A 22,371-nucleotide genomic window follows, 5' to 3' on the forward strand; every position below is an offset into this window, starting at 1 on the left:
GCGTTATGGCTATTCTATCGGTCGAAAACGTAAACAAGCGCTTTGGCGGTCTCAAAGCGTTGGACAACGTCAACCTTCAAATCGACGCGGGAACGGTTCACGCCATCATCGGACCGAACGGCGCCGGGAAGTCGACCTTGCTCAACTGCTTCGTCGGCCGACTGGAACCGGACACCGGATCCGTGATGTTCGACGGCAGTTCTCTGCTGGGTATTCAACCGCATCAGATCAATCAGCTTGGCGTCAGCCGGGTTTTCCAGACGCCGGAAATTTTCGGCAATCTTTCCCTGCTTGAGAATGTCATGATCCCGGCATTCGCCAAGCGGGATGGGTCATTCACGATGAATGCCTGGATGTCGGTGTCGAGTGAATCCGACTTGCGGGACATGGCAATGGATATGCTGGCCGATGTGGGCCTGGAGGCCAAATCGGCGGACATTGCAGGGCAGTTGTCGCGTGGCGACAAACGGCGCCTGGAACTTGCCATGTGCCTGGTCCAACAACCGAAGCTGCTCCTGTTGGATGAACCGACGGCTGGTATGGCGCGGGCCGATACAAACAATACCATCGATCTGATGAAACGGATTGCGGAACGCGGCGTTACCATGGTGGTTATCGAGCACGACATGCATGTCGTGTTCTCGCTGGCCGACAAAATCAGCGTCCTGGCGCAGGGCACCGTCATCGTTGAAGACTTGCCGGAAAACATCAAAGGCGATCCCAGGGTGCAGGAAGCATATCTGGGCGGCGCTCATCTTTAAGCGCGCTTAGATAGGTGGAGACGAAAATGGAAACAGAATCGAAACCCCGCAGCCTCATCAATGAAGAGGCGTATACGGGACGCGCGCCCAGCAAGAAGCCGGTTTATTCTCAAGGTGGGCAGGCGGCCTATTTTTCCTGCTGGGACATTCACGCCTATTATGGTGAGAGCTATATTGTCCAAGGGGTCAGCTTCGATATCCGCGAAGGTGAAATTGTGGCGCTTTTGGGCCGGAACGGGGCGGGGAAGACTTCTACGCTTCGGGCCATTGCCCGGGTCGACGACCCTGCCTTGAAGCATGGTGAAATCTGGCTGGACCATAAACCACTGCATGAAATGCGCGCGCATCAAGCGGCGCAGATCGGCATCGGCCTGGTGCCGGAAGATCGCCGAATCATTCAGGGGCTTACCGTCGAGGAAAACCTGAAGCTGGCGCAGATCGCACCGCCGATCGGTTGGTCGATCGAACGGATCTACGAGCTGTTCCCGCGTTTGGGCGAACGACGCATGCAGGAGGGCACGACCCTGTCTGGTGGGGAGCAGCAGATGCTCGCCATCGGCCGCACCTTGGCCCGTGACGTCAAACTGCTTCTGCTGGATGAACCCTATGAAGGGTTGGCCCCTGTCATTGTCCAGGAAATCGAACGGACTTTGGAGCAGATCAAGAATCTCGGCATGACCACAATCATTGTGGAACAGAATGCGATCGCGGCGCTGCATCTCGCAGACCGAGCCATCATTCTGGACATGGGGCAGGTCGTGTTCGACGGTAAGGCGCAGGAGGTCCTGGATAACGCCGACCTTCGGCAGCAATATTTGGCGATCTGACCTGGTCATGATCTAGCCAGGCACGGAGTGCCCGCGGATGAATGATAAACAGCCGCCGCGCCGCGAAACAATCGCGCTCAACACGAAGCTTGAAGAAGACTTCGTTGCGCCGTTGACCGCGATGCGCGGCGCGCTGGAGATCCTTCGGGATTATCCGGAACTGGCAGAGGAAGAGAGGGTCCGTTTCGCTGAAAAAGCCTTGCGCGGATGCGCCCGGCTCGAGGCGAGCGTTCGCCATCTGGGCGATGTGCTTTACGCTGACAAGGACGCGGCAACCAGGGCCAAGCCGACACCGTCCGAACATGCCAAGCGCGTGAAGTTGAATTACGACGACAGATTGATCGATCTGGACCTGAGCGGCATTCAATTTTCCAGCCCTGAGATGGTCAACGAGTTCTTCGATACGGTCGACCAGATCATCGAGGATACGGGGACCGATTGGTTCTTCGTCGTGAACTACGCCTGTCGCATCTGGCCGGAAGCCTGGATCGCTTTCGCCCATCGCGCGAAGAAGATCAATGTCTCATTCTCGCTGGGAACCGTCCGCTATGTCGACGTGTCCGACAACGATCCTTGGGCGCGGGCTGCGGCCGACGATCCAACGATCCATTCGTCGCGCGACGACGCCTTGGCCGAAATCTCGGCGATGCGTTCGGGTCGATCCCGCTAGCTTCCTACCCGGCAGTCCCCTGATTTTTGGGTGTCCTTCCCAACCTTTCGTGTGAAAATGCGCTTGGCCGGTCCGTCACCGACCGCCTTCAAAAATAAGTGTCGCACATAAAGCCGGGGAGGATCGGATGCCGCATTCAACATATATGCCCGAACGGATGGGAAGCGCTACCGTAACCCCCGCCGGGCGGTTCGAAGCGGGATCGTTCCAGGAATTCACGGTCACCTATACGGCAGGCTATTTCGGGATTGACGATACTGGGTCGATCAAGGTCGTCCACCGGTTCGCATCCGATATGGGGCGTCCGCAATTCGATGACCCTGCCGCCCCCAATTACACGACGGTGGAAGCGACGAACGGGGCGATCCTGCATGTCGAATACGACATGAAGCGGAACATCCGGCCCTGGGACAAGACGCTCTATATCAAAGTGGTGCGGGGGTTTCTGCGCGAAGGCGACCAAATCATCATCCGCTTCGGCGACCGCCGCCAGGGCAGTCCCGGTATCCGGCTTCAGACCTTCTGCGAAGAAACCTTCGAATTCCGGGTGCTGGTAGATGCCATCGCGACCTACAATTATGTGGAATTGCCCGAACAGCCGATCATTGAGATCGTTCCGGGCCCGCCGTCGCGCTATAAGGCGATCCTGCCGACATTGCGGCGTACGAACGACCCCTTCCGGCTGTGCCTGAAGGGCGAAGACCGTTGGGGCAATCCATCCGATCTGTGCGAAGGGAACTTCCGCCTGTGCGCCAATATGCCGGTCGACGGTTTGCCGGCGGAGGTGACGTTCGAGTTGGGTAAGTTCGGCCACATCCTCGAAGGGCTGCGGGTTTCGGAAAGCGGCGATTTGACGGTGGAGCTGCTGGATACGGAGGGGGCTGTCCACGCCACCAGCAATCCCTGCCGGTTCACCGGCGACGCGGGTTTGTTGCCCTATTGGGGGGACCTTCACGGCCAGTCGGAAGAGACCATCGGTACGAATTCGGCGCGCGACTTCTATGAATTCGCCCGCGACAAGGCTTTCCTGGATATCTGCGTCCATCAAGGCAATGATTTCCAGATCACGGAACCCTTTTGGCAATGGCTGAACGAGTTGTCCAAGGAGTTTACCGAGGATGATCGGTTCATCGTTTTCCCAGGCTGGGAATGGTCTGGGAATACGGGGCTGGGCGGCGACCGCAACGTCCTGCATATGCAGGAAGGCCGGCAGATTCACCGGTCGTCCCATGCGCTTGTTGATGACCTGTCGGATGTGGAGACGGACGCTACTTCCGCCGCCGACCTGTTCGATGCATTGAAGGGGGAAGATTGCACCGTCTTCGCCCATATCGGCGGACGATACGCGGATATCAAAATTGCCCATGACGAGCGGTTCGAACGGTCGGTGGAGGTCCATTCCGCCTGGGGTACTTTCGAATGGCTGATGGACGATGCGCTGGAGCAAGGCTATCGCGTTGGGATCATGTCCAACTCAGACGGCCATAAGGGGCGACCGGGTGCGTCCCATCCGGGGGCGACGAAATTCGGCGCCTATGGCGGTTTGACCTGTGTTCTGGCGCCCAGCTTCACGCGGGCCGGGATCATGGATGGCCTGAAACGACGGCACCACTACGGCACCACCGGAAGCCGGGTAATTCTGGATACGCGGGTCGATTTCGAATCCGAAGCGACCCTTTATGAAGACAATCCGGATTTGGGCGATACGCCGCAGCATTCGGTAACCAGCGCCATGATGGGCGACATACTGCGATCATCGGACCGGGAGGTTACTTTCCGCATCGATGTGCATGGCGCGTCACCGATCGAGCGGATCGACATTCGAAACGGTTTGGAAACGGTAGAGATTTTCCGGCCCTATGCCGAGGCTGACCTGGGGCGGCGCATCCGGGTCCTTTGGGAAGGGTCCGAATACCGGGGGCGTGGGCGGGAGACGATCTGGGACGGCTTCGCGGAGCTGACTGGGAATACTTTCGATGCCCTCTCGCCGATCAACCGTTACAATCTCGACAAGCGTTTCGACCAAACCGGCCCGGGTCGGTTGGAATGGACGGCGCTCACGACCGGCGGCTTCGGCGGTTTCGATGCGGTATTGACCGATCCCACATCCGGTATGCTCAAGATCGATACGGACCTCGTGAAGCAGGAAATCGCTGTCGCGGATATCGGGCGGGACGAAATGATTTTCGCCAATGGCGGGATCGACCGCCGTATCCGTATCTTCCGGATGCCTGACGAAAACCCGCATTGTTCAGCCGTGATCGAACGCCGTATCGAGCTGAAAGACGACCGGGACAACGCACTCTATGTACGCGTCACGCACGAAGACGGACATTTCACGTGGTCGAGCCCGGTCTACATTTTCCGGTAAGAACCGTCCCGGAAAAGAGTTGGGTCGACGCGGCGCTGGAGGACAGCTTCGACGACGCGCTCGCGATGGAAATCGACGACTTGCCTGCCCGCGTGGTCATCCCTGACCGTGAACGAAAAGTTCCGCCGGAGGAGCTTTTCGTGAAGGCAGGTTACCAAGGGCTCAGCCGGGTCTTGATGGATTGGAGGGGTCGGGGGGCGCTGTCGTGCCGGATGATTCCGGCGCGTGCATGGCCGGTGTCGCTACCTTGCCCAGATGCGGTTCTTCCACGCCAGCCGATTTCAGCAACAGATGGTCGATGGTGACACAGGCGGTCATGTCGCCGGTGACGTTCACCACGGTCCGGCACATGTCCAGCAGCCGGTCGACACCGAGGATAATGGCGATGCCCGATGGCGGAATGCCGACACTGGTCAGGATGGTCGCCAGGACCACGATGCCGACACCCGGCGTGCCGGGTGACCCGATCGCCGCGCCGGTCGCCATGGCGGTGACGAGCAGGATGCCGGATACACCCAGTTCGATCCCGAAGACCTGGGCCAGGAACAGGGTGGCTACCCCCTGATACAAGGCGGTGCCCCCCATATTGATCGTTGTCCCCAGCGGTATGACAAACCGGGCAACAGCGGGGCGCACGCCTAACTTTTCTTCAGTGGTCGACAAGGACAGCGGCATGACCGACGCGGAACTGGATGTCGAGAAGGCGAGCAGCATTACATCCTTTGTCGCGCCGAGAAAACGGCGTGGCGTTCGTCCTGCTAAGAACCAAGCGATCGCCAGATAGGATAGCAGCAGCAGTAACAAGCCGATAAGCACGGTCGCGACATAGACGCTTGTACCGATCAATGCGGATAGGCCGACACGGGAGGTGATATGGGCAAGCAACCCGAACACCGCCAACGGCGCGAACCGCATGACCCAGCCGACGATCACCATGCAGGCCGCCTGAACAGACGCCAAAAGGTCAAGCAGGGGTTTGCGTTGGTCGCCCGGTGTCATGGTCAAGGCGACGCCGATGATCGCGGCCGCGATGACAATCTGTAACATGTTGCCGCTGACGAAAGTGCTCAAAGGATCCTTTGGGAACAGGCCGACGATGATATCCGGTATCTCGTTTACCTTCGGCGCATCGACGGGGGCGGCCCCGGCGAGGGCCGCAGCCTCAGCGGCGTCGGTCTGCATAGCGTTCTGCATGGCGACACCGTCCAGATACTTGCCAGGCTGGATCACGGTCGCGACGAGTATTCCGATTCCAACGGCCAAGACCGTGGTCGTCAGGAAGAAGATCACGGTCCGGGAGCCGAGCACGCCCAGGCCTTCACCGCCTTCACCAGCCGCGATGCCGCGGATCACTGACGCGACGACCAAGGGAACGACCACGAATTGGATGGAGATCAGGAAAAGGCGGCCGGGCAGCGAAATCCAATTCCCCGCCAGCCCTGAGATTTCCGCACTCACATAACCGCTTGTCGGGCCGATCAGAATGCCGACAGCGACGCCCAGGAACATTCCGACCAGGACCTGCAACCAAAGGCGTTGCCGGATTAAGGTCCCCAGATGTGCCGTCAATTGGGGGAGGGAGCGGCAGGTTTCGGCCATTGTTACTCTGTCTTCCTGGTTGAGGTTTCAATAGTTGAGATCCGGGCGAATTTCGTCCGGATAAAATCACATCGGGTCGTCTTTTTTCAACCGACCATCCCCCGGTGAAGGGGGGGCGCCGACGACGGAGGAGATTGGTGCGGGTACGGCGGAAGGAATACCATCTTCCGGCTCCGCTTCCCTGTTCGCGCCTTCTTCCAACGCAAGGCCTTCGACCGTGCCGGTCTGCAGCATCTTTTCCGCCTTGCCGATCTGGTCGATGATCCGGCGCGTATGGCTCAAGGCATCAAGGATCGGATCGATCGACATGATGTCGGCTTTGCGCGCGGCGGCTGTTTCCAACAACGTTGCCTTCGCGTCTTCATATGCGGCCAGGAAGTCCAGTTGTTGCTGCTGTTCCAAACCCTCTCCCGGCAAAGGTGTATCGATATTCCTACGTTCTTTTGTCGTCTCAAGAAACCTGAGTGCATTATACATCGCATGCTCGACCGCCGACCGGGCTTCCACGCCGTGAATGCGCCAAAGCCGCATGCGAAGATTAGCGACATGGGGGGCCAAGCTAGCGGCTTCCTCCAAGTAGCGCGCAACCCGAAGGGCATGTGGAAGCCCCTCCGCAACGGACCTGGGGAGTACTTCCATCTGTATGGATGTCGCGAATGCCGCGATCTTTTCACAAAGGGCCAATATGGCCGTGGATTCCGCTTCGACTTTACGTTCTTGCGGATTATTGCCAAGGGCGTGGCGGCACAGGGTGGATGTCAGTTCCAGCAGCCTGGTCAATTCGCGGTGCAATGCCGCCACAGCAAAGACAGGCGTCGACAGGACATAGTCGTCCAAATGCTGGGGCCGGCTCATATCCTCTTCGGACGACCTGAACCTTTTGTCCAACAGGTCGGCCAAGCGCCCGGTCAGCGGGATCATCAACAGGACGCCCAGGATATTGAAAAAGCTATGAAACAAGGCCAGCAGCACGGCCGGTTGATTGCCGAGCCCCGCCCAGTCACCGGCTGCCTCCAACCCGATGAGAAGAAGTGGCAATATCGCGATCGCGACCAGCGCCGTCACGAGGTTGAATACCACATGACCGACGGCGACACGTTTCGCCGATGGCGCGGCGCCAATCACGGCGATCAGCGCAGTTGCGGTGGTGCCGATATTCGCGCCAATGACCGCAGCGGCGGCGATGTCCAAACCGACCATCGATTGCGAAGCTGCCGTTATGATAACAGCGATCGCCGCGCTTGAGGACTGGGTCAATACGGTGATGGCGGTTCCAACAACCATTGCGATGGCAAGGCCTGTAAACCCTTCCGGCGTCGTGAACATGCCGGTGCCGAAATCCGTTGTCATGCCGGAAAGCGCATCTTTCAGAATGCCGAGGCCCAGAAAGAAAAGGGCGAATCCGGCAAGCGCGTCGCCCAGTCCCTTGCCGCGTTTGCCTGGGCTGAGCAGTCGGGTGGCGACACCGACCGCAAGGATCGGCAGGGCAAGCGGCTCAATCTTGAAGCCGATACCGACAAGGCTGACGATCCAGCCTGTCATCGTGGTGCCGACATTCGCGCCATAGATCACGCCCAATGCGTGACGCATGGTCAATGCACCGGCATTCACGAAACCGATGGTGGCCAAGGTGACGGCACTGGAAGACTGAACGATTGCCGTTAACAAGGCACCGCTCAAAACGCCGCGAATGATGGAGGATGTCCAACCATGCAGCAGGCGTTTCAGGCTTTCCCCGCCGAACACCTTCAAGCCATCGGTCATCATGCCCATTGCCAAAAGGAAAAGGGCCAATCCACCGGCAGCGCTCAGGACGACTTCCATTTGCTCCTCGAAGAAGGACTGCGAAGTGACAGCAAACTAGCACAATCGTCAGCGAGCGATTTGATCTTGGACAAAGGGGAGGGCGCGGATTGGCCCGTGGAGGATGGGTCACTGACCGGCTCTATTGGTCGGCGCGTATATCGGCCAGGACAAATCTATACGTCAGGCGATCCGTATTGTTGGGCCCTACAATCTAGGCCGGGACCGCGACGAATTTTGAGCGGTCGCTTAAAGGGCGTCCTCTCCCTGCTCGCCGGTCCTGATCCGAACGGTGTTTGCGAGTTCCATGACGAAAATCTTTCCATCGCCAATCTTACCGGTTTCCGCGGTTGTCTGAATTGCTTCCACCGTCGCGTCCAGTTGGGCGTCGGATACGGCAACCTCGATCTTGGCCTTGGGCACGAAATGGACTTGATATTCAGTACCGCGATAGATCTCAGCCTGGCCACGTTGCCGCCCATATCCCTTCACTTCTGATACGGTCATCCCGTTCACACCGATATTCGAAAGAGCGTCCCGAACCGCGTCGAGTTTGTGCGGTTTCAGCACTGCGACAATGTATTTCATGGGAACCTTCCTTCAATTCTTTATCCGTCGGGGTGAAATGCACATTCACCTTGGACGGCCAAGACGTCCAGCCCGCAAACCCGCGTGTCATGCTCCCAAACCTGTCTAGGGTACCGCTTTTTTGCAAAGGAAGTAAGCGAGAAGGCCAATTATTGCCAATTGGAACAGAGACTTATTTCCGTGATCCCGGGTCGGTTTCGCGGCGGCACGGTTCTACGAGTCCTACTCAGACTAGATCGCTTGACAGCGGGGGTGCCAAAAGGCAATTACCTTCATGCAAGTGCGACTGATTTGCAGTTGCGTAAATTGCTAAGCCAGCTTCCCCTCCTCGGGCGGTAGCCAGCCAAGCGCGGGTCCGGAATTCCGGAACATCGTCATGAATTGGCTGGAGCGAGAAATGAGAGTCTTTGGGGGTAAAAGTTGGACGTGCCGTGGCGTGGCGGCAGCAACGTTTTTGGGGGCATCGAATTTGGCGGTCGCCGGTGCAACGGCGCAAGGTGTCGAAATCGTGCAGGCGACGACATTGGATTCTATAACGGTAACAGGAACGCGCACCGAAAAGGCCGCGATCGAAGTGCCGGCAGCGATCACAGTCGTCGACCGAGAATCCATCGAAGCAAGCCAAGCCAAAAGCCTGGATGATATCCTTGAGACGGTTCCCGGCCTGGAAATGGGTGGTGGTCCTCGCGACTCCGCCGAACAGCCGAATATTCGGGGGTTTTCGGGTGAACGGGTTGTCATGCGTGTCGACGGCGTTCGGAAGAACTTCGAAGCGGGTCACCGTGGCCGCGTCTTCATGGAGCCCAGCCTGTTGAAGCAGGTGGATGTTCTCCGTGGACCAAGTTCCACCTTGTATGGCAGTGGTGCCATCGGCGGCGTGGTGTCAATCGAAACGGTCGATGCGGCCGACCTTCTCAAGCCTGGTCAGACCATCGGCGCCATGGTGAGGACTGGTTTCCACACCAGTAATTCACAACGGTTTGTCACGACGACAGGTTATGGCGCGCCTACGGAAAACACCGATGTGTTGGTTAGCGTGACCCGGTCGTCGGCAGGTAACTACACCGACGGCAGTGGCGATGATGTTCCGGGGTCGGGTGATAGCATTCTTTCCGGCCTTGCAAAGGGCAGTGTCGTTGTCGGTGGCCACGGTCTGGAGGCGACCCTTAACAGCTTCAAGGACGATCACATCATCCCGACCGCGGCGAATACGGATTCTGAGGCATTTGCAGATCGCGTGACAAACGAGAAGTCGGCGGCACTGACATATACGTATGAAGGAACGGGAAACTGGCTGGATGCGCGTGCTACCACCTATTACTCCCGGACGGATATTCGCGAGATCAGGCTATCCGATGGACGTCACCAGACGACCGAATTGGACACCGTCGGTGTGGACGCGGCCAATACCAGTCGTTTCACCTTGTCCGATTGGGCGAACCTCAATTTCACGGCCGGTTTGGAGGCTTTCCAGGACCGCCAGGTAGGTACAACCGACGGCACCGTGCGGCAGGAATTCCCGACAGCGGAACGCAATACACAGGGGTACTTTTTCCAGGCTGAATTTGTGCTTTACGACGACCTCACCATCACGCCGGCGGCCCGCTACGACTACTATAACCTCACGACAATCGGCCAACCGGAAAACGAAGAAGGCGAGTTCTCGAAACAGATCGCCGTATCGTACCGTGTAACGCCATGGCTGACTGCATTCGGATCCTACGCGGAGGCCTTTCGTGCGCCGTCGCTGACTGAGCTGTTCGTTGGGGGAACGCATTTCGCCTTCAACAATTTCGTCGCAAATCCCGACCTTCGACCAGAGTTTGCGCGGAATAAGGAAATAGGTCTTGCAACGTCATTTGACGACGTTTTGTCGGAAGGCGATGCGTTGCGCATGAAGGGTTCAATCTTCCGAAACGATGTGGATGACCTGATCGAGCTTCAGGTCGTCGGCGGCGCATTCGGGACCAGTACGAATGTGAACGTTACCGAAGCGCGTATCGAGGGCATAGAGCTGGAGGCCGGATACGAGTCCGACACGTTTTTCGGGGCGGGGAGTTATGCCCGTTTGCGGGGCGACGACCTCGCCCAAGGCGATCCAATCAGTGACATTCCTGAAGACAAAGCCACGGCAACGATCGGCTACAAATGGCCCCAACTTGGTGTGAGGGCGGGGTGGCGGACCATCTACTACGCCGGCCAGGAACGTGTTCCCGCGGCGACGGAAGCGGTGAGTGGCGAGAAATTTATCCACGATGTTTTCGTCTCTTGGATCCCTAAGGACAAGGACCTGGAAGGTCTTCGGGTCGATTTCGCGGTCGATAACATAATGGACAAGGACTATCAGCGGTTCCTATCCGAGCTGCGGGAAGCAGGCCGCAACGCAAAGCTATCAATTAGCTACAAGTTCTGAGGATAGACGATTTTATGGGCGAGTTTGCCAACAAATGTGGAGATGTGGAGCCGACCCCTCGGAAGGAGTCCGAGAGGTCGGTCACGGTCATCTCAAGTGCGGACCTGCTGGGCGGCCGCCCGGAGGTGATGATTGAACACAACGGTGATTTGTATCGGCTGCGTCACACGCGGCAGGGCAAGTTGATCCTGACGAAATAGAAGGGTTGGCCGTACGAAGGCCGCTGATCCTGGGAAGGCAAGAAAAATGACGGTAGAGACGAACGAGGTAGAGATGATCGACAAAGGTGCGGCCGATTTGGCGCAACGCGTTGAAGACCTGAAAGCGCTAAACCCGGGGCTGCGCGCCAGGGATGTGGCGGCAGAACTGGGGGTCAGTGAATGCGCCTTGCTGTCAATTCGGTGCGGCGACGGCGTGGTGCGTTTGGATGGTGACTTCAAAGCTTTGATCAAGGGAATGCCCGCGGTGGGACGCGTGATGGTATTGACGCGCAACGAGCACGTTGTCCATGAACGGCATGGTGAATTTGGAAAAATCGGATTCAATAGTCATGTCGGGATTGTCTTGAACGAGACGGTCGACCTTCGCATTTTCATCAATCACTGGGCTTTCGGATTCTGTGTGAATGAGGTGGCGCGAAGCGGCACACGTACAAGCCTGCAGTTTTTCGACCGTGCCGGTGTTGCCGTTCACAAAATCTACCTTGTCGATGCAAGCAACCGGTCTGCCTTTGATGATCTGGTTGCTTTGTTCGTGAGCGAGGATCAATTGCCTAGGGTGCCGGATGTTACCCCATACCCGGAAAAAAAGGCGGATACGGCAGATGAAAAGATTGACCGCGGCGCCATGCTGGAAGAATGGAGCGAACTGAAGGATCCGCATGACTTCCGGAAAGTGTTGTCGAACCACGGGGTCGGGCGGCACCAAGCGATGCGGCTCGCGGAAGGACGTTTTACGGAGCGTGCCCCGCTATCGGCCATGTCTGACGTTCTTCTTCTCGCCGCAAGCCGGAAAATTCCCATCATGGTCTTCGTCGCCAATCGGGGGTGCATCCAGATCCATACCGGCCTGGTCGAAAACATCAAAAAGATGGGCGATTGGCTGAATGTGCTGGACCCCGACTTCAATCTTCATTTGCGGGAAGACCGAATTGTCGATGCCTTTATCGTCCGGAAACCGTCGGACGACGGAACGATCACTTCCCTGGAGGTCTATGACGCGGACAATGAATTGATCGTGACGGTGTTCGGCTTGCGTAAGCCGGGCAATCAAGAGCTCGAGGCATGGCGGACCCTTACCGCTGAAGTCGCCGGCACGATGTCGGCAGCCTGATTTCCACCGGTTACCATTTGAAGGGAGCGTACAATGTTGACCACTCGCTTTCAGCGTCGTCAGGTCCTCGCCGGAATGGCCGCGACAGCGTTCATGATGCCCGGCGTGGCGACCGGTTCTCAGCAACACAGGATCGTTTCCGTCGGCGGTTCGGTTACGGAAACGATCTACTTCCTGGACCGAGGCCTTCTTCTTGTCGGCTCGGACACGACATCGAGTTATCCGGAGGCTGCAAAGAACCTGCCGAAGGTCGGCTATATGCGCAATTTGTCGGTGGAGGGGGTGCTGTCCCTGGAACCGACAATGGTGCTGCTGGAGGAAGGCGCCGGTCCGCCGGTCGCGCTGGACAGTCTATCATCGATCGGTGTGCGCATTGAAAAAGTCGACGAGGCCCGGTCCATTGCGGATGTCGTCACCAAGATCCGGCGAATTGCCGGTCTGGTCGACGCGGAAGGTGAGGGGGATGAATTGGCGCGGACCGTTGCCGCCCGGGCCAAGGCCATCGGCGAGGCGGTTGCGGTGGTCGACACCCGCCCAACCGTGTTGTTTCTTCTGGACGTGAAAGACGGCGCCTTGATGACCGCCGGTAAAAACACTTCGGTCGAGTCCATTGTCGACCTTGCCGGGGGACGACTGGTCTTCGATGAATTCGAGGGTTTCAAACCCGTGACTGCCGAGGCGGTTCAGCAGGCCGATCCGGACGTTATCCTCCTAATGCAGCATGTCGGCCATCGCCTGGGTGGGGAAGAGGCTGTCGCCCGACTGCCGGTGATGGCGCATCTTCGGGCCGCCCAGGAAGGCAGGGTCATTGCCATGGACGGGCTTTTGCTTTTGGGGTTCGGGCCACGGACCCCGGACGCCGTCCAAACCCTGGCGCGCCTCATCCATGGTGCGGCCGCAGTGCCGAACATCCTCGAGCCCCTACGGGCAGGATGAGTATTGCTGAAACATTGCCGGTTCGGATTGGGTTAACCAAGCGGACGTTGGTCCTTGGCGCATTGTTTACTGGGACGATTCTGGCAGGCTTGGTTGCGCTTTCCTTCGGCGCTTATCCGGTCAACGTTGTTGCGGCCCTGCAATCGCTTTTGACGGATGATGTGGACCGGGCGGGGCTTGTCATAGCGCAAGTTCGTTTGCCACGCGTCGTCTTCGGCTTGCTGGTCGGCGCGGCGCTTGGCGGAAGCGGTGCTGCCTTGCAGGTCATGTTCCGCAACCCATTGGCCGACCCGGGATTGATCGGCATCTCCTCCGGTGCCGCCTTTGGCGCGGTTTCGGCGATTGTGGTCGGGGGAACCCTGGCGCCCAGTTTCATGGTGTGGGCCAGCTATTACGCGGTTCCGGCAATGGCATTCGTCGGTGCGGCAGGCGCCACGTTGTTGATCGTATCGATCGGGCAGACGAACGGCAGGGTCGACGTCGCCCTGATGCTGCTTGCCGGTATTGCGATAAACGCAATCGCACAATCGGGTGTCGGGGCCATGATGTTCCTCGCGGATGATCAGCAATTGCGAACGCTTACCTTTTGGACGTTGGGAAGTCTCGCCATCGCCGGCTGGGATGCGTTGCCGGCCATCGCGGTGGCGGTTCTGGTGCCTGTAGGTCTGCTCGCCGTGAACGGCGTGTCACTCAACCGGTTGCTGTTGGGGGATGTCGAAGCGGCGCATTTGGGCGTTGACGTCCGCAAGCTGAAAAGACTCGTCGTTCTATCGGTCGCCCTCTCGGTGGGGACGGCGGTTTCCTTTGCCGGTGCGATCGGTTTCGTCGGTCTTGTCGTGCCGCATTTGGTGAGATTGTTGGCCGGGCCGGACAATCGGATTGTCTTGCCGGGGTCTATAATGGGCGGCGCCATCGTCATGGTCATGGCGGACTTGGTTGCGAGAACTGTGGCGATTCCGGAAGACGTTCCAATCGGCCTGGTCCTGGGGGCTGTCGGCGGCCCCTTCTTTCTATGGCTTCTGGTTGCCAGGAAATGGCGGGTCCTATGACGATCACGCTTAAGCAGGTATGCGTCAGCCTTGCTGGTCGACAGGTTCTGCACGGTATCGATCTTATGATCCATCCGGGGCAGGTGACGGCCCTTGTCGGCCCAAACGGAGCTGGAAAGTCGACCCTGCTTGGCGTGCTGGCCGGCGATGTTTCGCCGGACAAGGGGCAGGTCACGTTTCATGGCCGCGAAATACGCACGATCGCCCCGAAGGAACGCGCTATGATGCGGACCGTCATGCGACAATCCTTCGACATGTCCTTCGCTTTTCTTGTCCGCGACATCGTCGAAATGGGGGTACTGGACCGTATCGCCGAGCGGGACAAACCGGCCTTGGTCGACCGTGCACTCCGGGAAACGGGCATGACGGCATTCCGGGATCGGCAGGTGACGAGATTGTCGGGAGGCGAACGGCAGCGCGTTTCCTTTGCCCGGGCTGTCGCGCAAATCCGCTCCTCGGATCATCTGGACTGTGCGCGCTATCTATTCCTGGACGAACCGACCGCCAGCTTGGATATGGCCCACCAGGCCTTGATCCTGAATCAAGCGCGGTCCTTTGCGGAACAGGGGCTTGGTGTTGTCGTCGTTCTTCATGACCTCAATCTCGCTTCGGCCGTCGCGGACCGGATCTTGTTGCTGGGCGACGGTCATTTGGCGATGGATGGCCGGCCGGCGGAAGTCGTCCGTGAAGACGTTCTGACAAGAACCTTCGCAGCCCCGGTTTCGGTGTTCGAGAACGGCTCGGCGCGCCATGTAGCCGTTCGGCTTGGTCACGAAGGCGGTAAAGCCCTCTCCTGATCCATATGCTTGGCGTCGAGAGGCGGGAAAATCAGGCGGCTTCCGGAAAACAAAGCGTGACGGTCGTTCCCTTACCAAGAACGCTGTCGATCTTTAGGTCACCGTGATGTAGCTCCATGAGCTTCTTCGAAAGAGAAAGACCCAGACCGGTACCTTTTTGGGCGGTCTCCAGGTTGTTTTGACCCTGACCGAAAGGCTGCATGACTTTTGCGAGTTCGTTGGGCGCTATGCCGGGGCCGCTGTCGCGGACCACGATAAAGGTTTCCCCGGCTTCGTCCTTTCGCGCGGTGACCACAACTTTCCCGCCGTTGTTCGAATATTTGACCGCGTTGTGGATCAGGTTGACCATGATCTGCCGAAATGCCTGAAGGTCCGCATGCAGTTGCGCGCAGTTGCCGGGGATTTCGATCGAGATGATTTCGTCGTTTGTTGCGTGCTCGGGACCCGCCATGCGTGAACATTCCTGAATCACATCGGCAAGCGGAAAGAGTGTCGGGTTCAGTTCGTATTTCCCGGCCTCGACTTTGGAAATGTCCAGAACATCGTTCACAATTTCAAGCAAGTGATCGCCAGCCTGTTTAATCAACCCTGCATATTCGAGATATCGGTTATCGACGTTCCCGCCGAAAACACGCAATTTGATGATCTCTGAATAGCCCAGGATTGCGTTTAACGGGGTGCGGAACTCATGGCTCATATGCGCCAGGAATTGTGATTTGGAATCACTGGCTTGTATCAACCGGTCTCTGCTTTCTTCAATTGCCAGCTTTTGCACGTGAAGGCGCAGGCGGCTTCGCCAAAGCAGATAGGCGAAGATCGCCCCGGTTATGGCGAGGCCACCGGTTGATGCGATAAGAAGCCTTGTTGATTGTATCACCTCCAGCCGCCGTTTTTCCCGGTACTGCTGGGCCAACTGGACAATGCGCCCGACAAGGTAGTTCATGTCCTTGACGAATCCTTGAAGACGGCTGTGGATACCCATTGGCAAGGGGGTGTTTTTCATTGCCGCTACGTCGAACAAATCCGCTTCGGATTGTACCTGGCGGGAAATCGTCGCAAGCAGGGAGAGTTCTTCCTCAGTCAGAATCTCGGTGTAGGGCGGGCGTTTTGGCAGGCTCTGGAGGCGCTGATAGACGATATCGTATTGCAGCATCGCGTCCCGAGCGGCGCCGGGCACTGTTCCTTCTTCATGGGCGCGAAGTTCTGCCAACAGAAGATTGAAGTGCATGCGCAGTTGGATCGCCGCCAAGCCGCTGGAATCGTAATTCTTTATTGAGACCTGCTTTAACGTGGTCAGCGAATACACGATCGATGCCGCGCTTAAAGTCAGAAAGAGCGCGGTCAGGATGCTGAAAATCAGTGACAGGTGTCTGTTTATCACAATGCCGTCGCTTCGCGCAGTCGTGGGTATAAGGATGCGTTTACTGTATATTGAGGCTACTTAGTTGCCAGACGCTTCTTGTGCTGAATTTTTCTTCGACCAATTCTGGATATTGATCCAGCGGATATATGATCCAAGTGGGCCCTTTGTTCCTGATGCCCATTTCTTTCCCATTCCACACCATCGCCAAAAGTACCGGGTAGTCCAGCATGTCCCGCGTCGGTATTTCCACTGTGTAACCGTCCAGGGCGGTTGCGACAATCACTTGACCTTGAGCGCCGACGGCTTTCAGCAAGGCTGCCAATCGGGGCCCCTGAAAGTCTTGCGGAGTTTCTTCGAAGGGCGTCGTCGTTGTAAGTGTTTCCATGCCGAGGGCTGTCAGCATCTGCCGGTCGAAATGCGCTTCGTCACCGACATTCGTCTCGCTGATATTGCCGCCTACCACGAGGATCACCTCGCCGGTCGGAGCCTCCATTTCGGCATGCGCATCGCACGGCAAACCAGACAGTGCCGTCAACCAAAAAGCAGAAAGCGCAACCGCGAATATAAGCGGTCTTGTATTTGAAAATAATGACATTTTTGTTTCCAATACTGAATATAACACCGGCATGTATGCCAGATTCGTACCGTACCTTATTCAACCCGATGCCGGTTAAGGAATTGATAACGTCGGGCCGTTTTCGGAGGCTCGGTGAAAAGTGCTGTTTCCACAGCAGGTGTTTCCAATCCCGGCCGCGTTCGCCTAGGATCGACACAGAAACACACCCGCCATATCGGCATTTCCCGCGAGTATTTGAAAATGACCCATCAGTTTCCCCGTATACCGGTTATCGGTTATTGCGATCCCCTGTCCGTCCGCGCCGGCGGGACCGTCTCTTTTAAGGTTTCCGCTTCCGGTGAAGGGGATTTTTCAGCCCGTTTGATGCGGTCGATTTGCGCGGATCCGAACCCGGCTGGGCCCGGCATCGTCGAGGAGGAGGTCGAGGCCTCGATCAACGCTGATTATCCGGCCCGCCGGCAGGGCTTTAACCCGGGTTCGTACGGGATTGTCCAAACGGGTCCCGCGATTCCCGATGATGTGACGTTTACGGCGAAAATCTGGCCGACGCTTCCCGGCGCCGGAGAACAAGTGATCATGAGCCTCAGCGGGGTTGATCTGTTCCTGGATGAAAAAGGGGCGTTGGCGGGGCGGGCCGGCGACACCGTGGTGACGACCGGGCGCAAGCTGTCGCCCAGGAAATGGTATCTGGCGCGGCTTTCTTACGACTGTTCGACCGGAAAGCTGAGTGTCGAGGAAACACCGAAGGACCTATGGGGCGAACCCGCCCTGGGTGAAGGCAATGCGAAGGGGTTCGAACCACAGTTGGGCGGAGCGATGCTGATCGCCGCTGCCTTGCGCGATGGGCATGCGGATCGGCATTTCGATGGGAAGATCGAAGCGCCCACCGTTTATGCCGCCGACAGCGCGGATTCCCGCAAATTGGCAGCGCGTTGGGATTTCGCAAAAGCGACCTCATCCCTCCGGATCGAAGATGTTGGGCCGCATGGACTGCATGGGCGCCTGGTCAATCATCCGGCGCGTGCCATGACCGGTTATGACTGGGACGGGTCGGAAATGAATTGGCGCCATAAGCCGGAACATTACGGCGCCATCCATTTCCATCGCGATGACATTTACGATTTCGGCTGGGAAACGGATATCGAATGGACCGTGCCCGACGATTTGCCGTCAGGCATTTATGTCTTGCGGATCACCCAAGGCGAATACGAAGACGCCATTCCGTTCTTCGTCTGCCCGCCGAAAGGCAAACGAAGCGCGGACCTCTGTGTTCTGGTTTCGACTTTCACCTATACGATTTACGGCAACCATTCACGGCCCGACTTCAAGCCGGAATGGAAGGAAAAGTTCAGCCGTTGGAACGGTTATCCTTGGAATCCGGCGGAATACGAGGAATTGGGCTGCTCCACATACAACTTCCACAAGGATGGGTCGGGCGTTTGCCATTGCTCTCACTTGCGGCCGCTTCTCAATACGCGGCCCGGCTATATCACGATGGGCTATGGCGATAGTTCCGGCCTGCGTCATTTCCAGGCGGACAGCCATCTGATCTGGTGGCTGCATGAAAAGGGCATCCCCTTTGACATCGTCACTGACCGGGAATTGCACGACGAAGGCGTCGATGCGGTGAAAGGCTATAAAGCGGTCACGACCGGCAGCCATCCCGAATACCACACACCGAAAACGCTCGACGCCTTGCTCGATTACCGGAATGGCGGCGGCAAGTTCATGTATCTCGGCGGGAATGGATTTTATTGGCGCGTCGCCGTCCATCCGGAGGAAGAGGGCATCATTGAAATCCGCCGCGCGGAAGGTGGCATCCGGGCTTGGGCTGCGGAGCCGGGCGAATATTTCATGGCGTTCGACGGCGGCTATGGCGGCCTTTGGCGCCGCAACGGTCGTCCGCCCCAGCATTTGGCCGGTGTCGGCTTCACAAGCCAAGGCCAATTCGAGGGGACCTACTACCGTCGAACCGAAGACAGCCGGTCTGCGGACATGGCCTGGGTCTTCGAAGGAGTTGAGGGCGATATCCTGGGTGATTTCGGATTTTCCGGTGGTGGTGCGGCCGGCTATGAGTTGGACCGTGTTGACGTTCGCTTGGGATCACCGGAGAATGTTCGAATCCTCGCCATTTCGGAAAACCACCCGGATTCTTTCGTCCTGGTGCCGGAAGAACTGCTGACCCACATAACGACATGGGCGAACCAACCCATGGAAGAACTGATCCGTGCCGATATGAGCTATTTCGACGTGCCGGGCGGTGGTGCCGTCTTTTCCGTCGGGTCGATCACTTTCTGCGGTTCTCTGCCCTGGAACGGCGGCGACAATAACATCAGCCGCATCATGGAGAACGTTATCCGACGCTTCACGGCCTGAAGCCTATCGGCTTTACGGCATGGCAGCGAACGGGCTTGGATCGTCTAGCGTACTTTGCGCCAGACGATCCAGGCAAAGAGGGCCATGTTGGCGATGAGAATCACTGAAGCGATCGCGGCAATGGGATCGCCGATCTCGATATTGCCATCGTAGATGAGATACAAACCAGCGACCAAGACGACCAGTGCGGCATGGGCGGCGAGCATGTGCAGCTTTGGCAAAAGACCGGCTGTTGCATCCGGCCACAGTTTGTAAACCGCCGCATAGATCGTCATGCCCACCCAACCGAACAGCATCAGATGCGCATGTGTCGGCAATTGGCTGTGGTCATGGCTTGCAGCCATGTGAATACCAAGCGCCATGCCTGCCAAGGCATACAAAACGGATGCGCGAAGGAAGTGGACGGATAGGCCTCTGTTCACGACGGTGCTCCCCTCTAATACGACATTGTTTTATTAGAGAAACGTTATGGGAGTCTTTCTGCGGCGCAAACAGATTTTTGATGCCGCAACAGTTTCGGGACGGGCCGGTCCCTCCGGTCAGTCCGCGAAGTCGATTCTGTCCTGAACCGCCTCAATCCCGGCATTGGCGCAGTTGGCGTCGATATCCCCGCCAGGCGCGCCAGACACGCCGACCGCCCCGACCAGGGATCCAGCAGCGCGGATGGGGATGCCGCCTTCCATAACGATGATGCCGTCCATATGGTTCAACTCCGCGCGGATATCCTCACGGCTATCGCGCATCTCCACCGATGCCACACCGGACATGATCGAAAGCCCCGCCTTGCGGGCGGCTATTTCCAGTGTGTGGCGGCGGGCGAAGGTGTCCCTCTGCGAGGCCATCGTATCGCCCGCCCGGTCCAATACGACCGCGGCGACCTGATACCCCATCTCACGACAGCTTTGCACGGCGCCGCGCGCGATATCGGCGGCGAGGTCAGACCCCATCAAACGGACCTTGATGATGTCCTCGGCGGCGACACTGCTGCCGAGGGCGACTGTCCCGGCCAAGCAAGCGGCCCATGTTGTTTTCTTGATGTTCGACGTTTTCATTGTGATGTTCCTCCTCTCGATTGTTTTTGATTTGTTGGCTTCCTGGTTTTTGCCTTGTGTCTCATGCCATTGCCTTGGCGGGCTGTTTCCGGGATTCCAGGGCGATGGCCAGGCCCGCCCCGATCCACATGCAGAAAAGCGCGACCCAGGCGGTGAGCGACATAACCGACCCGCCGGTGACCCCGGCGCCGACGGCGCACCCGCCGGCCAGCATGCCACCGAAACCCATAAGAACCGCGCCGGCCAGATAGCGCAGCATGCCGGTTTGGGCATCGAAGGCCTGCAGTGCGAATTCGCGTCGGGCCAAAGCGGAAAGAAAAGCCCCTGCGAACACCCCTGGGACCAGTCCCAGGCTGAACTCGAGGGTCATGGCGGGGGATGTGATCAATGCCATCAGCGTATCCGCGGAAGGGCCAGTGAAACTGACGCTGTTGACCGGAACGGGTGTGAAGGAAATGCGGGAAAGGCTTGCTGTGAAGCCCCAGCCCAGGGCGACGGTCGCGCCGAGCGCCGCGGCGAGCAACACGGTCCTGACATCCAGCTTTTCCCGGATGGCAAACCAACCGGCCAGGACCATGGTTAAGATGCCGAGGACGAGACCTGAATGTTCCGGCATGTGCAGCAGCAGGTTCCGAGCGTCCGGACCGATGCTCCATAGCCCGGATAACGCAGTCCGCATCGGTGACAAGACCCCGCTCAAGGCGGCCTGGGCAATGACGGTGACGATCAACCCGGTGACCAGGGCACGCATGTTGCCTGTGCCGGAAAGGACAAGCAGTCGGCTGGCGCAACCGCGGGCCATGATCATGCCAAAGCCGAACATCAGGCCGCCGATGATGGCTCCGGAAAGGGTGCCAACGGTACTGAGCTGCCGTATCTCGGAAGCATCGATCAACCCACCAAGGAAAAGGAGTTGGGCACCCGTCAACGTGGCGCCGAAGACCATCAGCCAAACGACGACCGACCGGCCAGGCTTCATCTTCCAGAATTCGAGACAGGCGCTGCGCAGGCAGAAACGGCTTGATTGGGCGAATGCTCCGAACGCAAGGCCGATTGCAAGTCCACCCAGGCACGCCTTGGCCGAGTCCGATATGACTTCACTTGCCAGCCATTCTTCGAGCATGGAACGCTTCCTCCACCGCAAGGGTGGCCCAACATAACAACGCATTCAAACAAATGCATATGAAAATGTGTTGGGGGGGGAGTTAGTTCGGGCGTTTGGGGGCAAGTAGGCTTGCGGCCATGCACTCAACAGAAAGCGCAACCTGCGCCCTGGTCTGACCGGTCTTGCCCAACACCCGCAGTCCTTCCAGAAATGCCAGCATGGCGCGGGCAATCTCTGCCGAGCCGCCGCCGGTGACACCGGATGCGATATCGGGCGCCTGGGCGATGGCGTTTTCCAACCGCGCCAGCATTGCAGAAAATATCTGGTTTGATTTTGCCGCGATCATCGGGTCGTGCGGTCCCATTTCCATGGTGGTTTCGACCAAAAGGCAGCCACGTTGGCCTGCCTTGCCGTGGGCGCGCGTGGCATGGTGTTTGATCCAAGAGACGATATTCGCCCGTGCGCAGCCGGGTGGCATCATCCTGTCCATGGTGGCCAGTGCCTCCGACCCGTAAAGATCGAGCACTTCGCAGAACAGCGCCTGCTTGTCATGGAACAGTTGGTAAAGACTACCCCGGCGCAGACCGGTGGCCTGTTCTAGAACCGGCAGGGAGGTGCGCTGATAGCCGAGTGACCAGAAGACCTCCAAGGCGCGTGTCAGGGCTTGCTCGCGCGATACGATATTTGGTCTACCAACGGGTCTCATTAATGTTGCCTGCTATTTTCCATACAGGAACCCTACCACGAATTTG

At 58.2% G+C, this 22,371-nt stretch carries 20 protein-coding genes; 11 read left to right on the top strand and 9 right to left on the bottom strand.

From position 1 onward, the window contains the following. The first annotated feature begins 5 nt into the window (after positions 1-5). The 4 genes from EOI86_RS02820 to EOI86_RS02835 all read left to right on the top strand — a co-directional run bounded on the left by EOI86_RS02820 (position 6) and on the right by EOI86_RS02835 (position 4,629). Complete coding sequence (locus tag EOI86_RS02820) at positions 6-761, top strand: ABC transporter ATP-binding protein (RefSeq protein WP_127763617.1); 756 nt, start codon at positions 6-8, stop codon at positions 759-761. Positions 762-787: 26 nt separating this feature from the next. Continuing rightward, positions 788-1,588 (top strand): ABC transporter ATP-binding protein, encoded by an 801-nt coding sequence (locus EOI86_RS02825; protein WP_127763618.1) that lies wholly within the window; start codon positions 788-790, stop codon positions 1,586-1,588. Between the two features lie 37 nt (positions 1,589-1,625). Next, a complete protein-coding gene (locus EOI86_RS02830) occupies positions 1,626-2,258 on the top strand; it encodes a hypothetical protein (RefSeq protein WP_127763619.1) in 633 nt (210 codons plus the stop codon). Positions 2,259-2,385: 127 nt separating this feature from the next. Then, the gene (locus tag EOI86_RS02835; RefSeq protein WP_127763620.1) at positions 2,386-4,629 is read left to right on the top strand and encodes a DUF3604 domain-containing protein; all 2,244 of its coding nucleotides are present in this window, start codon (positions 2,386-2,388) and stop codon (positions 4,627-4,629) included. 162 nt (positions 4,630-4,791) lie between these two features. Here EOI86_RS02835 and EOI86_RS02840 read toward each other — a convergent pair whose 3' ends face one another. The 3 genes from EOI86_RS02840 to EOI86_RS02850 form a co-directional block, all read right to left on the bottom strand. Further along, positions 4,792-6,228: a dicarboxylate/amino acid:cation symporter gene (locus tag EOI86_RS02840; RefSeq protein ID WP_127763621.1), complete on the bottom strand. Its 1,437-nt coding sequence runs from the start codon at positions 6,226-6,228 to the stop codon at positions 4,792-4,794. Positions 6,229-6,294: 66 nt separating this feature from the next. Beyond that, positions 6,295-8,052, bottom strand: a complete 1,758-nt coding sequence (locus EOI86_RS02845) for a Na/Pi cotransporter family protein (protein WP_127763622.1) — start codon at positions 8,050-8,052, stop codon at positions 6,295-6,297. Positions 8,053-8,280: 228 nt separating this feature from the next. Beyond that, complete coding sequence (locus tag EOI86_RS02850; RefSeq protein ID WP_127763623.1) at positions 8,281-8,619, bottom strand: P-II family nitrogen regulator; 339 nt, start codon at positions 8,617-8,619, stop codon at positions 8,281-8,283. 436 nt (positions 8,620-9,055) lie between these two features. Here EOI86_RS02850 and EOI86_RS02855 point away from each other — a divergent pair, with 436 nt between their 5' ends. The 6 genes from EOI86_RS02855 to EOI86_RS02880 are packed head-to-tail and all read left to right on the top strand — an operon-like array spanning position 9,056 to position 15,146. After that, positions 9,056-11,032 (top strand): TonB-dependent hemoglobin/transferrin/lactoferrin family receptor, encoded by a 1,977-nt coding sequence (locus EOI86_RS02855; protein WP_161973658.1) that lies wholly within the window; start codon positions 9,056-9,058, stop codon positions 11,030-11,032. A gap of 44 nt (positions 11,033-11,076) precedes the next feature. Beyond that, a complete protein-coding gene (gene hemP / locus EOI86_RS02860; protein WP_240035559.1) occupies positions 11,077-11,232 on the top strand; it encodes a hemin uptake protein HemP in 156 nt (51 codons plus the stop codon). A 46-nt stretch (positions 11,233-11,278) separates the two neighbouring features. Continuing rightward, the gene (locus EOI86_RS02865; protein WP_127763626.1) at positions 11,279-12,364 is read left to right on the top strand and encodes a hemin-degrading factor; all 1,086 of its coding nucleotides are present in this window, start codon (positions 11,279-11,281) and stop codon (positions 12,362-12,364) included. A 33-nt stretch (positions 12,365-12,397) separates the two neighbouring features. Further along, positions 12,398-13,300: a heme/hemin ABC transporter substrate-binding protein gene (locus tag EOI86_RS02870; RefSeq protein ID WP_127763627.1), complete on the top strand. Its 903-nt coding sequence runs from the start codon at positions 12,398-12,400 to the stop codon at positions 13,298-13,300. Beyond that, positions 13,297-14,349 (top strand): FecCD family ABC transporter permease, encoded by a 1,053-nt coding sequence (locus tag EOI86_RS02875; RefSeq protein ID WP_127763628.1) that lies wholly within the window; start codon positions 13,297-13,299, stop codon positions 14,347-14,349. Before EOI86_RS02870 ends, EOI86_RS02875 begins: the two co-directional genes overlap by 4 nt. Then, the gene (locus EOI86_RS02880) at positions 14,346-15,146 is read left to right on the top strand and encodes a heme ABC transporter ATP-binding protein (RefSeq protein ID WP_161973659.1); all 801 of its coding nucleotides are present in this window, start codon (positions 14,346-14,348) and stop codon (positions 15,144-15,146) included. Before EOI86_RS02875 ends, EOI86_RS02880 begins: the two co-directional genes overlap by 4 nt. Positions 15,147-15,177: 31 nt before the next feature. Here the strand turns inward: EOI86_RS02880 and EOI86_RS02885 are convergent, their stop codons facing one another. Continuing rightward, positions 15,178-16,527 (bottom strand): sensor histidine kinase, encoded by a 1,350-nt coding sequence (locus EOI86_RS02885; protein WP_127763630.1) that lies wholly within the window; start codon positions 16,525-16,527, stop codon positions 15,178-15,180. A 40-nt stretch (positions 16,528-16,567) separates the two neighbouring features. After that, positions 16,568-17,104: a putative pterin-binding protein gene (locus tag EOI86_RS02890; protein ID WP_161973660.1), complete on the bottom strand. Its 537-nt coding sequence runs from the start codon at positions 17,102-17,104 to the stop codon at positions 16,568-16,570. A gap of 114 nt (positions 17,105-17,218) precedes the next feature. Here EOI86_RS02890 and EOI86_RS02895 point away from each other — a divergent pair, with 114 nt between their 5' ends. Then, complete coding sequence (locus EOI86_RS02895) at positions 17,219-19,462, top strand: N,N-dimethylformamidase beta subunit family domain-containing protein (protein WP_205032033.1); 2,244 nt, start codon at positions 17,219-17,221, stop codon at positions 19,460-19,462. Between the two features lie 44 nt (positions 19,463-19,506). On the opposite strand, the gene EOI86_RS02900 is transcribed toward EOI86_RS02895, so the two are convergent. From EOI86_RS02900 to EOI86_RS02915, 4 genes are all read right to left on the bottom strand, one after another. After that, positions 19,507-19,884 carry a hypothetical protein gene (locus tag EOI86_RS02900; RefSeq protein WP_127763632.1) on the bottom strand — a complete coding sequence of 126 codons (378 nt, stop codon included), beginning with the start codon at positions 19,882-19,884 and terminating at the stop codon, positions 19,507-19,509. A 117-nt stretch (positions 19,885-20,001) separates the two neighbouring features. Then, complete coding sequence (locus tag EOI86_RS02905) at positions 20,002-20,514, bottom strand: GlcG/HbpS family heme-binding protein (protein ID WP_127763633.1); 513 nt, start codon at positions 20,512-20,514, stop codon at positions 20,002-20,004. A 61-nt stretch (positions 20,515-20,575) separates the two neighbouring features. After that, a complete protein-coding gene (locus EOI86_RS02910) occupies positions 20,576-21,637 on the bottom strand; it encodes a YeeE/YedE family protein (RefSeq protein WP_127763634.1) in 1,062 nt (353 codons plus the stop codon). An 82-nt stretch (positions 21,638-21,719) separates the two neighbouring features. Beyond that, positions 21,720-22,325: a TetR/AcrR family transcriptional regulator gene (locus tag EOI86_RS02915; protein ID WP_127763635.1), complete on the bottom strand. Its 606-nt coding sequence runs from the start codon at positions 22,323-22,325 to the stop codon at positions 21,720-21,722. Positions 22,326-22,371 lie beyond the last annotated feature (46 nt).

The organism is Hwanghaeella grinnelliae, assembly GCF_004005845.1.
Lineage (GTDB): Bacteria > Pseudomonadota > Alphaproteobacteria > UBA8366 > Aestuariispiraceae > Hwanghaeella > Hwanghaeella grinnelliae.

Bases quoted from the DNA above. Each gene is read 5' to 3' on its own strand.
- EOI86_RS02845 (WP_127763622.1), bottom strand. From the start codon at position 8,052: ATGGAAGTCGTCCTGAGCGCTGCCGGTGGATTGGCCCTTTTCCTTTTG.
- EOI86_RS02830 (WP_127763619.1), top strand. From the start codon at position 1,626: ATGAATGATAAACAGCCGCCGCGCCGCGAAACAATCGCGCTCAACACG.
- EOI86_RS02870 (WP_127763627.1), top strand. From the start codon at position 12,398: ATGTTGACCACTCGCTTTCAGCGTCGTCAGGTCCTCGCCGGAATGGCC.
- EOI86_RS02820 (WP_127763617.1), top strand. From the start codon at position 6: ATGGCTATTCTATCGGTCGAAAACGTAAACAAGCGCTTTGGCGGTCTC.
- EOI86_RS02910 (WP_127763634.1), bottom strand. From the start codon at position 21,637: ATGCTCGAAGAATGGCTGGCAAGTGAAGTCATATCGGACTCGGCCAAG.
- EOI86_RS02890 (WP_161973660.1), bottom strand. From the start codon at position 17,104: ATGTCATTATTTTCAAATACAAGACCGCTTATATTCGCGGTTGCGCTT.
- EOI86_RS02880 (WP_161973659.1), top strand. From the start codon at position 14,346: ATGACGATCACGCTTAAGCAGGTATGCGTCAGCCTTGCTGGTCGACAG.
- EOI86_RS02915 (WP_127763635.1), bottom strand. From the start codon at position 22,325: ATGAGACCCGTTGGTAGACCAAATATCGTATCGCGCGAGCAAGCCCTG.
- EOI86_RS02835 (WP_127763620.1), top strand. From the start codon at position 2,386: ATGCCGCATTCAACATATATGCCCGAACGGATGGGAAGCGCTACCGTA.
- EOI86_RS02875 (WP_127763628.1), top strand. From the start codon at position 13,297: ATGAGTATTGCTGAAACATTGCCGGTTCGGATTGGGTTAACCAAGCGG.
- EOI86_RS02840 (WP_127763621.1), bottom strand. From the start codon at position 6,228: ATGGCCGAAACCTGCCGCTCCCTCCCCCAATTGACGGCACATCTGGGG.
- EOI86_RS02825 (WP_127763618.1), top strand. From the start codon at position 788: ATGGAAACAGAATCGAAACCCCGCAGCCTCATCAATGAAGAGGCGTAT.
- EOI86_RS02850 (WP_127763623.1), bottom strand. From the start codon at position 8,619: ATGAAATACATTGTCGCAGTGCTGAAACCGCACAAACTCGACGCGGTT.
- EOI86_RS02905 (WP_127763633.1), bottom strand. From the start codon at position 20,514: ATGAAAACGTCGAACATCAAGAAAACAACATGGGCCGCTTGCTTGGCC.
- EOI86_RS02865 (WP_127763626.1), top strand. From the start codon at position 11,279: ATGACGGTAGAGACGAACGAGGTAGAGATGATCGACAAAGGTGCGGCC.